Annotated in this window: 12 protein-coding genes; 7 read left to right on the forward strand and 5 right to left on the reverse strand. The window is 71.5% G+C overall.

Annotated elements, in window-relative coordinates:
• Positions 1-11: 11 nt before the first annotated feature.
• On the reverse strand, positions 12-380 hold the full coding sequence (locus V7E46_RS03390; RefSeq protein WP_333766990.1) for a VOC family protein: 369 nt from the start codon (positions 378-380) through the stop codon (positions 12-14).
• A 93-nt stretch (positions 381-473) separates the two neighbouring features.
• Between V7E46_RS03390 and V7E46_RS03395 the strand changes: the two genes are divergently transcribed.
• Positions 474-1,049, forward strand: coding sequence for a CGNR zinc finger domain-containing protein (locus V7E46_RS03395; RefSeq protein WP_333766991.1), 576 nt, complete (start codon positions 474-476; stop codon positions 1,047-1,049).
• Positions 1,050-1,063: 14 nt separating this feature from the next.
• On the opposite strand, the gene V7E46_RS03400 is transcribed toward V7E46_RS03395, so the two are convergent.
• Positions 1,064-2,404, reverse strand: a complete 1,341-nt coding sequence (locus V7E46_RS03400) for a UDP-glucose dehydrogenase family protein (protein ID WP_333766992.1) — start codon at positions 2,402-2,404, stop codon at positions 1,064-1,066.
• 115 nt (positions 2,405-2,519) lie between these two features.
• Between V7E46_RS03400 and V7E46_RS03405 the strand changes: the two genes are divergently transcribed.
• From V7E46_RS03405 to V7E46_RS03420, 4 genes are all read left to right on the forward strand, one after another.
• Entirely contained in the window at positions 2,520-3,836 is a 1,317-nt protein-coding gene (locus V7E46_RS03405) for an LCP family protein (RefSeq protein ID WP_333766993.1), read from the forward strand.
• A 125-nt stretch (positions 3,837-3,961) separates the two neighbouring features.
• A complete protein-coding gene (locus V7E46_RS03410; RefSeq protein ID WP_329178498.1) occupies positions 3,962-5,122 on the forward strand; it encodes an acyl-CoA dehydrogenase family protein in 1,161 nt (386 codons plus the stop codon).
• 203 nt (positions 5,123-5,325) lie between these two features.
• Complete coding sequence (locus V7E46_RS03415; protein WP_333766994.1) at positions 5,326-5,973, forward strand: LAETG motif-containing sortase-dependent surface protein; 648 nt, start codon at positions 5,326-5,328, stop codon at positions 5,971-5,973.
• Positions 5,974-6,108: 135 nt separating this feature from the next.
• The gene (locus tag V7E46_RS03420; protein WP_329178502.1) at positions 6,109-6,531 is read left to right on the forward strand and encodes a hypothetical protein; all 423 of its coding nucleotides are present in this window, start codon (positions 6,109-6,111) and stop codon (positions 6,529-6,531) included.
• A 125-nt stretch (positions 6,532-6,656) separates the two neighbouring features.
• Here the strand turns inward: V7E46_RS03420 and V7E46_RS03425 are convergent, their stop codons facing one another.
• On the reverse strand, positions 6,657-7,886 hold the full coding sequence (locus V7E46_RS03425; RefSeq protein WP_333766995.1) for an LCP family protein: 1,230 nt from the start codon (positions 7,884-7,886) through the stop codon (positions 6,657-6,659).
• A gap of 246 nt (positions 7,887-8,132) precedes the next feature.
• Between V7E46_RS03425 and V7E46_RS03430 the strand changes: the two genes are divergently transcribed.
• A complete protein-coding gene (locus V7E46_RS03430; RefSeq protein WP_333767015.1) occupies positions 8,133-8,603 on the forward strand; it encodes an acyl-CoA thioesterase in 471 nt (156 codons plus the stop codon).
• A gap of 25 nt (positions 8,604-8,628) precedes the next feature.
• Here the strand turns inward: V7E46_RS03430 and V7E46_RS03435 are convergent, their stop codons facing one another.
• Positions 8,629-10,155, reverse strand: coding sequence for an LCP family protein (locus tag V7E46_RS03435; protein WP_443053968.1), 1,527 nt, complete (start codon positions 10,153-10,155; stop codon positions 8,629-8,631).
• 116 nt (positions 10,156-10,271) lie between these two features.
• On the opposite strand from V7E46_RS03435, the gene V7E46_RS03440 reads away from it, so the two are divergent.
• A complete protein-coding gene (locus V7E46_RS03440; RefSeq protein ID WP_329178508.1) occupies positions 10,272-11,324 on the forward strand; it encodes a glycosyltransferase family 2 protein in 1,053 nt (350 codons plus the stop codon).
• Positions 11,325-11,427: 103 nt separating this feature from the next.
• Here the strand turns inward: V7E46_RS03440 and V7E46_RS03445 are convergent, their stop codons facing one another.
• Positions 11,428-13,221: an LCP family protein gene (locus V7E46_RS03445; protein ID WP_333766997.1), complete on the reverse strand. Its 1,794-nt coding sequence runs from the start codon at positions 13,219-13,221 to the stop codon at positions 11,428-11,430.
• Between the last annotated feature and the right edge of the window lie 34 nt (positions 13,222-13,255).

Consider the following 13,255-nt stretch of genomic DNA (forward strand, 5'->3'; position numbering starts at 1 on the left):
GGGCCGCGCGCTCAGCAGGCGCAGAGGCAGAACGGGTGTCCCACCGGGTCGGCGTAGACCCGCCAGTTGCGGCTGCCGTCGAGGTCGCCCTCCAGCAGCGTCGCGCCGAGCGCGAGCACCTTCTTCTCGGCGTCGTCCATATCCGCGCGCTCCACCGCGATGTCCAGGTGGTACTGCTGCGGGCGCTCGGGGTCGGGCCAGGCGGGCGCCCGGTACGCGGGGGCGAGCTGGAAGGACAGCTGCTGGCCTCCCTCGCGGTTGAGGTCCACCCAGGTCTCGTCGTCGGCCTCGACGGTGCCGCCCACCAGTTCGGCGTAGAAGGCGGCGAGGGCGGCGGGGTCGGGACAGTCGAGGACGACGGCGCTCAGCCGGCCGATCATGGCGGGTCCTTTCGTCGGACGGTGTTACCGGCATAGGGGCATGTAGCGGTAACCGTTACTTCATGATGGGGGAGCAGCGGTAACGTGGCAAGGGTGGAGCAGCCCGGAGTACGCGACCCCGCGCCCGAACCGCTGCGGTTTGTGCAGGATCTGGTCAACACCGTGGATCTGGAGAGCGACCGCGACGAACTGCGGACCGCGGCGGAGGCCGCCGCCTGGGCACGCCGGCAGGGCCTGTCGGGGCGTCACTTCGACGCCGGTGCGCTCGCCGACGTGCTGACGCTGCGGGAGGCCCTGCGGGAGGTCTGCGCGGCCCACGCGGGCACCGACGTGCCCGCCGCCACTGTGGACGCCCTGGACCGGCTGCTGGCGCGGGCGCCGCTGCGGCTGGCCGTCGACGCCGAGGGCCGCGCCGCCGTGCGCCCCGCCGACGGGCTCACCGGCGCGGCCGGGGTCACCGCCGCGGCTGCCTCGGCCATCGCGCGGGCGAGCGCGGACGGCACCTGGCAGCGGCTCAAGGCGTGCGCCGCCGACAGCTGCCGCTGGGTCTACTACGACCGCAGTCCGGCGGGCCGCAGCCGCTGGTGCACGATGGCGATCTGCGGCAGCCGGGCGAAGATGCGGACCTACCGGAAGAACAGCAGGGCGGACGCGCCGGAGCCGGGCTGACCGCGGGTGCGCGGCTACGCCTGCGGGCGGCCCATCGCGCGATACGTCCAGCCCGCCTTGCGCCAGACCGCCGGGTCCAGGGCATTGCGGCCGTCGAGCACCGACCTGCCGCGCGCCACATCGGCCAGCGCGGCCGGGTCCAGCTCGCGGAATTCCCGCCACTCGGTCAGGTGCAGCACTATGTCTGCGCCGCGGACCGCCTCCAGCGCGGTGGGGGCGTAGCCGAGGGTCGGGAAGAGCGAGCGGGCGTTGTCCATGCCCTTGGGGTCGTAGACGGTGACCTGGCCGCCCTGCAACTGGATCTGGCCCGCCACATTGAGCGCGGGGGAGTCCCGTACGTCGTCCGAGTCGGGCTTGAAGGCGGCGCCGAGCACCGCGATCCGGCGGCCGAGGAAGCCGCCGCCCAGGGCCTCGCGGGCCATTTCCACCATATGGGTGCGGCGCCGCATATTGATCGAGTCGACCTCGCGCAGGAAGGTCAGCGCCTGGTCGGCGCCCAGCTCGCCCGCCCTGGCCATGAAGGCGCGGATGTCCTTGGGCAGACAGCCGCCGCCGAAGCCGATGCCGGCCCGCAGGTATTTGTGGCCGATCCGGTCGTCGTAGCCGATCGCCTCGGCGAGCTTGGCCACGTCGCCGCCGGCCGCCTCGCTGACCTCGGCCATGGCGTTGACGAAGGAGATCTTGGTGGCGAGGAAGGCGTTCGCCGCGGTCTTGACCAGCTCGGCCGTCGGATAGTCGGCGACGACGAAAGGCGTGCCTTCTGCGACGGGCGTGGCGTAGACCTCGCGCAGCAGCGATTCCGCGCGCTCGCTCGTGACGCCCACCACGATCCGGTCCGGGTGCAGCGTGTCCTGCACCGCGTAGCCCTCGCGCAGGAATTCCGGGTTCCAGGCCAGCTCCGCCTCCGCGCCCGCCGGCGCCAGCTCGGCCAGCAGCGCCGCCAGCCGGGCCGCGCTGCCCACCGGCACGGTGGACTTGCCGACCACCAGGACCGGCCGCCGCAGCAGCGGTGCGAGCCGGGTGAAGGCGCGGTCCACGTAGCTCATGTCGCAGGCGTACTCGCCCTGCTTCTGCGGAGTGTTGACGCACACGAAGTGCACATCGCCGAAGTCGGCCAGCTCCTCCCACGACAAGGTGAAGCGCAGCCGCCCGGTCGACCCCTCGATCCCGGCCACGTGCTTGGCCAGCAGCTCCTCAAGTCCCGGCTCGAACATCGGCACCCGGCCCTGCGACAGCATCTCGATCTTGCGCGGCTCGATGTCGAGCGCGAGCACGTCGAAGCCGAGTTCGGCCATGGCGGCGGCATGGGTGGCGCCGAGGTAGCCGGTACCGATGACGGTGAGCTTGAGAGGCATGGGCCAGAGCATAGTCGGCACGGGGTGGACCAAAAGGGGGGTGTACGCGGGCCGGCCGGTCCACAATGCGGTGACCGATCCGGCGGGGTCGGGCTTACCGGGGTGGGGTGCGATCGTGGCTGGTGGCGAGGACGGCAGAGGCGGCGGGGCCGGGGGAGGCCCGCTGCGGCACGCGGGCGACCGGACGGACGGGACCGGGGGCGGCCCCGCGGACGCGGAAGCGCCCGGGGCCATCCAGCCGCCGGGGCCGCCGCAACCGGCGAAGGCACCCGGATCGGGCGCCGTACCCGAGCTGTCCGGGACCCCCGAGCTGTCCGGGACCCCCGAGTCGTCCGGGGCACCTGAACCGCCCGGCGCGCCCGAGCCGGCCGCTCCGGAGTCGCCCGAGCGCCGGCGTGCCCGGATCCGCCGCCGCACCCGCCGGGTGCTGTACGGCGCGCTCGTCCTGCTGTGCACCGGCGCCCTGCTGATCGCCGGCACCGGCTACTGGGCGTACGAGCACTACACCGGCCGGGTGCAGCGCATCCCCAACGCCTTCCCCACCGGCCTGCCGGCGGGCGCGGTCCCGCCGCCTTCCAAGAGCGGCAGCCAGACCTTCCTGCTGGTCGGCGTGGACGCCCGCTCCGACCTGCCCACCACGGGCAAGGACGCCGAGGCGCCGGAGTGGAAGCCGGGCGCCCAGCGCAGCGACACGATGATGCTGGTGCACCTGCCGGCCGACCACAAGCACGCCTATGTCGTCTCGCTGCCCCGCGACTCCTGGGTGAACATCCCTGGGCACGGCATGGCCAAGCTGAACGCGGCCTTCTCCTGGGGCGGCCCGCCGCTGCTGATCGACACCGTGCAGCGGCTGACCAGGGTCTCGATCGACCACCTCGCGGTGATCGACTGGAGCGGCTTCAAGAAGCTCACCGACGCGGTCGGCGGGGTGGACATCACCGTGGACAAGACCGTCGAACGCCGCAACGGCCCCGGCGGCGTATGGACCGCGGGTCCGCACCACATGGACGGCGACGACGCGCTGGACTACGTACGCGAGCGCTACGGCCTGCCCAACGGCGACCTCGACCGCACCCACCGGCAGCAGAATTTCCTGCGGGCGGTGCTGGCCGAGGTGCTCTCCGGCGGCACCGTGACCAATCCGCTCAAGCTCAAGCGCACCCTGGACCAGGTCACCTCGGTGGTCAGCGTCGACGACCGGCTGTCCGACGGCGCGCTGCGCGGCCTGGTGTGGGACATGCGCTCGGTGGGCTCCTCGGACATGGTCTTCATGAACGCGCCCGTCGCGGGCTTCGACACCGTCAGCAAGCAGTCGGTCGTGCTGCTCGACGACAACGGCGGCTCGCAGCTGTGGGAGGCGATACGCAACGACACCATGGCCGACTTCGTGGCCACCCACGCCCTCGACAAGCTCGGCACCAAGGTGTCGTGAGCGCTCCTGGCGCCCTTCGGGCGAGCCGCTTGTGCTGTCGTGAACGTCACGTAGGCCGCATGATGGGCGCGGCTTTAGGATCGTAGGGTTACTTAACGGTAGTTAGCATCGGGGAGTGAGACTCTGTGGCCGGATCCTCCGACTTCGACCTTTTCCGGACCTCCGAAGAGCACGACATGCTCCGGGACGCCGTGCGCTCCCTCGCCGAGGCGAAGATCGCCCCTTTCGCCGCCGAGGTGGACGAGCAGGGCCGCTTCCCCCAGGAGGCGCGTGACGCGCTGGAGGCCAACGACCTGCACGCGGTGCACATCCCCGAGGCCTACGACGGCCCGGGCGCCGACGCGCTGTCCACCGTCATCGTGATCGAGGAGGTCGCCCGGGTCTGCGCCTCCTCCTCGCTCATCCCCGCGGTCAACAAGCTCGGCTCGCTCCCGGTGGAACTGTCCGGGTCCGAGGAGCTGAAGACGAAGTACCTGGGCGCGCTGGCCCGCAAGGAGGGGATGTTCTCCTACGCCCTGTCGGAGCCCGAGGCGGGTTCCGACGCGGCGGGCATGAAGACCCGTGCCGTGCGCGACGGCGACTTCTACGTACTCAACGGCGTGAAGCGCTGGATCACCAACGCCGGGGTCTCGGACTTCTACACGGTCATGGCCGTCACCGACCCCGACAAGCGCTCCAAGGGCATCTCCGCCTTCGTGGTGGAGAAGAGCGACGAGGGCGTCTCGTTCGGCGCCCCGGAGAAGAAGCTCGGCGTCAAGGGCTCGCCGACCCGCGAGGTCTACCTCGACAACGTCCGCATCCCCGCCGACCGCATCATCGGCGCGGAGGGCACCGGCTTCGCCACCGCGATGCGGACCCTCGACCACACCCGCGTCACCATCGCCGCCCAGGCCCTCGGCATCGCGCAGGGCGCGCTGGACTACGCAAAGGGATATGTGACGGAGCGCAAGCAGTTCGGCAAGGCCATCGCCGAATTCCAGGGCATCCAGTTCATGCTGGCCGATATGGCCATGAAGCTGGAGGCCGCCCGCCAGCTCACCTACGCCGCCGCGGCCAGGTCGGAGCGCTCGGACCCCGACCTGACCTTCTTCGGCGCCGCCGCCAAGTGCTACGCCTCCGACGTGGCCATGGCGGTCACCACCGACGCGGTCCAACTGCTCGGCGGATACGGCTACACACGCGACTATCCGGTCGAGCGGATGATGCGCGACGCCAAGATCACCCAGATCTACGAGGGCACCAACCAGATCCAGCGGATCGTCATGGCCCGCAACCTGCCCGCGTAGCAACTCTGTAACACCGCCGCGCGAAGAGCACCCGGACCGGGTGCTCTTTGTGCGTGTGAGGTCGTGTAGTAGTCGGTTTGCGATCAATTGACAAGCGTGCGCGGGGGCTTGTAGAGGTGTGAGGGCCATCAGTGGGGCGGGGGGCCATCGTGTCCGCTGAGCGGCCTTTCCGCACTTGTGATCCGATCCCGTGAAGGGAAGACGTGTCCATAAACCGCCGTACCGCAATCGCGGTGCGTTCCATTGGCGTCGCCTCCGCCGCAGCCGCTCTTGCGCTGGGCGTTGCAGGCAGCGCGTTTGCTTGCCACATCGGCCAGTTCACCCCGTCCGCCTCGTGTGACGGCGACCACGGCGTCATCACCGTCCTCGACCAGGACAACAGCACCAATGTCGACATCACGGTGTCGCAGGGCTCGACCGAGGTCGGCTCCCAGAAGGGCGTCAAGGGCACCACGGAAGGCGTTGCCTTCGCCATCGCCGTGGACTGGACGCCGAACACGGTCTACACCGTGCACGTCGTGAAGTCGGCCGGGCAGGTGGAGGTCGGTACCAAGGAGGTGACCACGCCGGACAAGGCGTGCGCGTCCCCGTCGCCGTCCCCGTCGCAGACGACTCCCACCACGCCGCCCGAGACCACCGCCCCCGCGGCTCCGGCGCCGACCACCACCGCCCCGGCCGCGGCTGTCGCCGACACCAACGCGCCCTCGCCGGCCGGTGGTACGTCCAACCTGGCCGAGACCGGTGGCGGCTCTAACACCGGCATGATCGCCGGTGTCGCGGCGGTGCTCGTCGCGGCCGGCGGTGGCACGGTCTTCATGCTGCGCCGCCGCAACCCGGCGGGACGTCACTGACGTTCGCACCCCCAGAGGCGTAAGTGCCGCCGGAAGGCGGTACGCTGCGACGCCGCTGTCGTGTCCACGACGGCGGCGTCGCATTTGTTCGTCAGCACATCCGCACCGTCAGCACGTCGAAAATGGGGGCACCACATGGCTATTCGCAAGTCCACCATGCAGGAGCAGGTGGCCGAGGCCATCGCGCAGATCAACCCGGGCGACCGGCCGATCGCCACGATCCACACCGTGACCGGCCCGAGCCCTTACCTGACCAACGCGCTGGGCGTGATCGCCCAGGCGTTCGTGAAGTACTACTTCGTGACGGTCACCGAGCAGGCCGTGGTCTTCCACAAGGCCGGCCGGATGAGCGCCCGGCCCAAGGAGCTGGTCGTGGCCATACCGCGGCAGGAGGCCGCGGCCCTGGTCAGCGAGGTCAAGCGGAACGCCATGTGGAGCTCGCTGAAGTTCCAGCTGCCCGGCGAGGCCAAGCCGACCCGGCTGAACGTCGCCCGTTACTGGCGGCCCGAGCTGGACCAGTGGGTGCTCGCGGTCACCGGCGCGCCGATCGCGGCCTGAGCCTGGACCCCGCGGGATCCGTCAGGAACCGCTGAGCACGAAGGACGGCCCCGGTTCCCACCGCGTCGATCGCGGGGGAGCCGGGGCCGTCGATGCCGCCGCGCGGCCGGGCACGTGGTGCGCGGCTACTTGGCGGCGGTGACCTTGTCGTCGTTCTTCAGCTCGCCGAAGAGCGTCTTCGCCTTCGTCATGTCCCACTTCACGGCGTCGCCGTCATTGGGGGTCTGGTAGTTGGCGCTGGCGATCGGCACGGTGATGGATTTCCCGTCGCCGCCGGTGGCGCCCTTCATCGCCCAGAACATCGACGCGAGATTGCGCAGGCTCATCTTCTTGTCCACGATGAGCGTGTCGAGGCCCGAGCCGATCACCGGGTAGAGCTTGAACGGGTTCAGCACCGTCGAGGGCGACGCCGCCTGGTGGGCGAGGGTCGACAGGAACTTCTGCTGGTTGCGCATCCGGCCCAGGTCCTGGTCGGCCTCCTGGTGGCGCTGCCGGACGAAGGCCAGCGACTGCTGGCCGTTCATCTTCTGGCAGCCCGCGGAGAAGTCCGCGCCCGACGCCTTGTCGTGCAGCGGCTTGTCCAGGCACATGTCCACGCCGCCGAGCGCGTTGACCAGGTTCACGAAGCCCGCGAAGCCGATCTCGGCGTAATGGTCGATGTGGAGGCCGGTGTTGTACTCGACGGTCCTGGTCAGCAGCTCGGGGCCGCCGTCGGCGTACGCGCGGTTCAGCTTGTGGGTGGAGGCCGGGTAGCGCTTGTGCGACTGCTGGCCGGTGAAGGCCGGGATGGTGACGTAGGAGTCGCGCGGCAGGCTCATCATCGTGGTGCCGTTGCTGCCGGTGTGCAGGATCATCATCGAGTCGGTGCGCTGGCCCGACGCGGCTCCGGTGTGCAGATCCTTCTCGTCCTGCTTGGTCAGCCCCTCACGGCTGTCCGAGCCGACGATCAGGTAGTTGGTGCCCTTGCCGGTTGCCGGGCGGTCCTCGACCTTGCTCAGGTCGACCTCGCGCCGCACCTTGGAGTCGGCCCAGAAGTACGTCGACACCGACACCACGAGCAGCACCACGACGAGCCCGAGGGCCGCGTAGCCGATCTTCTTGCGGGTGCTCCAGCGCGGGGCGCGCGGCCCCGCGCCGCCGGGGCCGCCGGTGGCCGGCGGGCCGTAGCCGTCGCCCGATCCGTCGCCGGGCTGCGGGATCGCGCCGGGCGGCGGGCGGTCGCCCGGCGCGGGGCGGCGAGTGGGCTGCGGCGGGACTCCGCCCGAGGCAGCGGCGGCCCGGCGCGGCGACAGTTCTGGGGGCAGCGGAGGCTCGGATAGCCGGCGCCGCTCGGTGTCATCGCTCCAACCGTTCATGTCCGTCAGTGTGCCCGGCCGCGGCGTGGGACCTTGAATCCAGGGCGGTTCTGTAGCTAATCCGATGCATTCGGCCACCAGCCGCAGCTGTTTCGTAACGGACATAAAGTAGCGGTCATGATCGATCCATCCGCAGGCTCCGGCACCCCCGAGCCGCCCGCCGTCCCGCGCGCCCCGGACGTCCCGCAGTTCCCGGTGATCCCGGGCAAGGCGACGTCCGCCGCCCGGATCACGCTGTCGCACATCATGAGCGCCCATGACACCAACCTGCTGGGCACGGTCCATGGCGGCGTCGTGATGAAACTGGTGGACGACGCGGCCGGCGCGGTCGCGGGCCGGCACTCCGAGGGGCCGGCGGTGACCGGCGCGATGGACGAGATGGCCTTCCTCGAACCGGTCAGGGTCGGCGACCTGCTCCAGGTGAAGGCCCAGGTCAACTGGACGGGGAAGACCTCCATGGAGGTCGGCGTCCGCGTCGTCGCCGAGCGCTGGAACGAGGCGGGGCGGCCCGCCAAGCAGGTCGCGAGCGCCTATCTGGTCTTCGTCGCCGTGGACGCCGAGGGCCGCCCGCGCCGGGTGCCGCCCGTGATGCCGGAGACCGCGCAGGACCGGCGCCGCTGGCAGGAGGCCCAGATCCGCCGTACGCACCGGCTGGCCCGCCGCCGGGCGATCCTGGAACTGCGCAGGGAGCGGGCGGCGGAGGGCCTGGACGACTGACCCGCCGCCCCGCCCGCGGCTCGCGTCAGGGGCAGCCCACCTGGTCGCCGGTGAGGGCGCCGGCGGCCTGCCGCGTACCGGGGTCGGGCGCGGGCGCGGTCACCGGCCTCACCTTGGCGGTGGCGAAGTCCGGGCCGAGCGTGACCCGCATCAGCGGCCCCTGCTTGGCCGCGGGCACCAGCCGCGCCCCCGGCAGGGCGACAGCCAGCGCCTTCGCCGAGTCGTCCCAGCGCGGGTCGTAGCGGATCACGCTGTGCGGTACGTGCCGGGGCGCCGTGGCCGGTGCGCCGGGTGTGAGGAAGCCGGTGGCGTGCAGCGCCTGCTGGGTGTTCGCGGCCAGGCCGCGGACGCCGGTGCCGTTCTCGACCCTTACCCGGATCCTGGCCGGGTCCACCCCGACCGGTACGCCGGCCGGCCCGGCGCCGGCCGGGCGCGGGGCGGTGAGCGGCTTGTCGGCGCGGATGGCCGCCCACAGCCGCCCGGCTTTCAGGGCGTCCCACTTCACGGTGGAGCCGACGCCGGGGACGTGGAAGCTGCTGGTGCTCAGCGGCACCGAGGTGAATTCCGACGAGCCGGGCGTGAAGTCCTTCATGGCACGGGCGAGACCGATCAGGTCCCCGCTGCCGAGCCCCTGGTCGGCGCGGACCGAGCCGAGCACAGCGGAGACCACCTTGCCGAGCCGCAGCGGGTCGCCGAGGGTGCCGCCGCTGGTGGTCTTGTGGATGACCTGGGCCAGGAAGCGCTGCTGGCGCTGCATCCGCCCGAGGTCGGCGGCCGGGTCCAGATGCCGGGAGCGCACGTACTGCAGCGCCTGGCCGCCGTTCAGGGTCGTGGTGCCCACCGGCAGGTTCAGGCCGGAGTACGCGTCCTTGAGCGGGCGGGAGGTGCAGACCGGGACGCCGCCGATCACGTCCACGGTCTTCATGAAGCTGGTGAAGTCCACCTCCAGGTAGTGGTCGATGTGGACGCCGGTCAGCTGCTCGACGGTCCGCACGGTGAGCTTGGGGCCGCCGTCGGCGTAGGCCTGGTTGATCTTGGCGGGCCGGGGCGCGGACACGGGCTTCGCGGTGCCCCCGCTCCCGGCCTTGGCGCCGGCCTTCTTCCCGGCCCTGCTTCCGGGCGCCGCGGGCAGGGCGGGCAGCAGGACGTAGGTGTCGCGCGGGATGCTGACCACGCTGGCGCGGGAGCGGCCCTGCGACAGGTGGACCAGGATGATCGTGTCCGTGCAGTGGCAGGGCACGCCGCCCAGGTGGTAGCGCTTCTTCTCGTCCGGGGCGATGTCGTCCCGGCTGTCGGTCCCGACGAGCAGGAAATTCGTGCCTTTGCTGCCGCCGGGGCGGCCCTGCATCCCGCCGAAGGCGTCCACCCGGCCGATCGCCCCGTCCACCCCGGTCACCACGGCGTGGCCGATGCCGCTGGCGGTGATCACCAGCAGCGCCACCGCGCCGACGATCCGGGTGCTCAGCCGGATCGGCGGCCACCGGCCCGGCGCCGGCCGTCGCCCCGGCTGCGTCCGTGGGGGGCCGGGTGGACGGCGGCTGGTCAGCGGCACGGGATTCCCTCCGCAGTGGTACAGAACAGGAAGACCCGTTCAGGCTAGGGACAAATAGGACTGTCAGTCTTGCCCCCACGCGCTGGGGTCCCCCATTGGCGGTAACGTTTCCCGCAATGAACGCCGCCACTGACTCCGCGCTCCCGGCCGTCTCCGTGATCATGCCGGTGCTCAACGAGGAGCGCCACCTGCGTAACTCCGTCCGGCACATCCTGGAACAGGACTATCCGGGCGAGCTGGAAGTCGTCATCGCGCTCGGCCCGTCGAAGGACCGGACCGACGCGATCGCGGCCGAGCTGGTCGCCGAGGACCCCCGGGTCCATACGGTGCCCAATCCCACCGGGCGCACGCCCGCCGCCCTGAACGCCGCGATCTCCGCGTCCCGCCACCCGGTCGTGGTGCGGGTCGACGGGCACGGCATGCTCTCGCCGGACTACATCGCCACCGCCGTACGCCTGCTGGACGCCACGGGCGCGGCGAATGTCGGCGGCATCATGCACGCCGAGGGCGAGAACGCCTGGGAGGAGGCGGTCGCCGCGGCCATGACCGCGAAGATCGGCGTCGGCAACGCCGCCTTCCACACCGGTGGCTCCGCCGCCCCCGCCGACACCGTCTATCTCGGTGTCTTCCGGCGCGAGGTGCTGGAGCAGCAGGGCGGCTACAACGTGGAATTCATCCGCGCCCAGGACTGGGAGCTGAACTACCGGATCCGCGAGGCCGGTCATCTCATCTGGTTCTCGCCCGAGCTGCGGGTCTCCTACCGGCCGCGGCCCAGCGTGCGCGCCCTGGCCAAGCAGTACAAGGACTACGGCCGGTGGCGCCGGGTGGTGACGCGCTACCACCGCGGCTCGGTCAATCTGCGGTATCTGGCGGCGCCCGGCGCCCTGCTGGCCAATGCGGCGGGCATCGTCGTCGGCGCCGTCCTGACGCCGTGGGCGCTGCTGGTGCCCGCGGCCTATCTCGCGGCCATCACCGTCGGTTCGCTGCCGGCCGGCCGCGGCCTGGGCGCGGGCGCCCGGCTGCGCATCCCGCTCGCGCTGGCCACCATGCACATGTGCTGGGGCTACGGCTTCCTCACCAGCCCGCGCTCGCTGGCCCGCAAGGTGATCGCCAGCCGCCGCCCCGCCGTCACGGCGACCGCCGCGGAGTCGACGACGGCCGACGCGTAGCCCGTACGTACGCCCGCGGGCGCCGCTCTTACGACGGCGGAGGGGTCCACCGGAAGCTCCGGCGGACCCCTTCCGCGTACCTGCGCTGCCTGCCACGGGCCGTTCAGCCCGCCCAGCGGTAGATCGGCTGGATGGGCATGCAGCCCGTGGTGTCGGCGCCGTTGATGGCGTCGGCGGACTTGGGGACGCCGCCCTCCTTGGGCAGCGTCGTGCTGTAGTCGGTGCCTTTCTTCCAGTCCCCGCCGACCGTCAGGGTGATGCTCTGCACGGTGTCGGACGGCTTCACATTGCTCACCGGGATCTTGAGCGCCTTCGCCACCGAGGTCGCGTCCGCCTTGCCCTGCTCACCGTCGGCCGCCGGGTACGTCAGGGTGGTGCCGGGGCTGGGGGCGGCCTTCTGGCTCGACTCGGCCTTGGTGAAGCCCGCGGTGCCCAGCGCCGCGGCGATGTCCCCGGCGCGGTGCGGCACGGCAGGGTTGCCCGTGGTGCCCGCGGTGCCGTTGACCACGGTGACCGGGATCGTCGCGGGGGCCGCGGCGGGCGGTCCCGTCGGGTCGACCGGCTTCGGCGAGGTGCTCGCCGTCCCCGGGGCCTTGGCCTTGCCGTCCGCGTCCATGGCCACGTCGTTGCGCATCAGCGACCACACGGTGGAGGCCGCCGCGGCCGGCACATAGTGCGCGTTGACCGCCTGCGGGTCCGCGTCGTGCGGCATGGTCAGCATCGTCATCCGGGCCGGCGGGATGCTCTTCAGCTCCATGCCGAGGTCGTAGAGCTTCTTCGGGGTACCGATCTCCGAGGAGACCTCGAAGGCGCCCATCGCCGTGGTGGCGATCTTGTTCAGCCGCGACGGGTTGGTGAAGAGGTTCTGGCTGCGCAGGGTGCGGATCAGCGAACTCATGTACATGTGCTGCGCCTTGGCGCGGCCCGAGTCGTCACCGAAGGCGTCGCGGGTGCGCAGCCACTGGAGCGCCTGCTTGTCCTTGATGAGGTGGTGGCCCGCGGTGAGCTTCAGCCCGGAGCCGCCGTGCTTGATGTATTTGGTGGGACGGTCCCAGACGCTGTGCTCGACACATACGTCCACGCCGCCGAGCACGTCCGCCATCTTCACCACACCGGAGAAGTCGATCATCAGCCAGTGGTCGATGTAGACGTTGGTGAGGTTCTGCACGGTCGCCAGGGTGCAGCCGGGGCCGCCGCGGCCCAGCGAGGCGTTGATGATCTCGTTGACCTTCGGATACGTGCGGTGGGTCTTGGGGTCCTCGCACTCGGGGATGTCGACCCGGGTGTCGCGCGGGATGCTGACCACCGACATGTTGCTGCGGTCCGCGGACAGGTGGGCGATCATGATCACGTCCGCCCGGGCGCCCGCGCTGTCGGCGGCGCCGCCGAGCTTCTGGTCGTCCGCGCTGATCCGGCTGTCCGAGCCGAGGATCAGGATGTTCATCGCCGAGCTGCCGTTGGCGTTCGCCTTCGGCTTGGCCACGGAACTGTTCCCGCTGACCCGCTGGCCCTTGCGGATCTTGCCCGCCAGGTACTCGTAGTAGCCGTACGCGGCCCCCGCCGAGCCCAGGACGCCGACCGCGGCCACGATCGCCACCCAGCGCAGCACCCTGCTCTTGCGGCTGCGCTGCCGCCGCGGGCCGCCCCTGCGGTGCCCGCCGGCGTTCGCCGGGCTGCCGCTGTCGGCGCCGCCCGCGCCAGGTCCGCCGGGTATCGGGTCGGGGCCGTCGCCGCCCCCGTGCGGGCTTCTGGGCCCCGGTATCTGCCCGGTCTCGCGGTCGGCCGCCGGTCCCGGGGCGTACGAGGGCGCGTCGTCCCGGTAGAGCCCGTCGTCCCAGCCGAGGTCGCCATGGTTCGACGCGGAACCCTGACCGCCGCCCATTGCCCCGTCCCGCATGAAGAACCCTCCCCTGCTCCGGCCGAATCTCGGT

Source organism: Streptomyces sp. IBSBF 2435 (genome assembly GCF_036815005.1).
Classification (GTDB): Bacteria; Actinomycetota; Actinomycetes; order Streptomycetales; family Streptomycetaceae; genus Actinacidiphila.

Bases quoted from the DNA above. Each gene is read 5' to 3' on its own strand.
- V7E46_RS03420 (WP_329178502.1), top strand. From the start codon at position 6,109: ATGGCTATTCGCAAGTCCACCATGCAGGAGCAGGTGGCCGAGGCCATC.
- V7E46_RS03445 (WP_333766997.1), bottom strand. From the start codon at position 13,221: ATGCGGGACGGGGCAATGGGCGGCGGTCAGGGTTCCGCGTCGAACCAT.
- V7E46_RS03430 (WP_333767015.1), top strand. From the start codon at position 8,133: ATGAGCGCCCATGACACCAACCTGCTGGGCACGGTCCATGGCGGCGTC.
- V7E46_RS03390 (WP_333766990.1), bottom strand. From the start codon at position 380: ATGATCGGCCGGCTGAGCGCCGTCGTCCTCGACTGTCCCGACCCCGCC.
- V7E46_RS03400 (WP_333766992.1), bottom strand. From the start codon at position 2,404: ATGCCTCTCAAGCTCACCGTCATCGGTACCGGCTACCTCGGCGCCACC.
- V7E46_RS03440 (WP_329178508.1), top strand. From the start codon at position 10,272: ATGAACGCCGCCACTGACTCCGCGCTCCCGGCCGTCTCCGTGATCATG.
- V7E46_RS03425 (WP_333766995.1), bottom strand. From the start codon at position 7,886: ATGAACGGTTGGAGCGATGACACCGAGCGGCGCCGGCTATCCGAGCCT.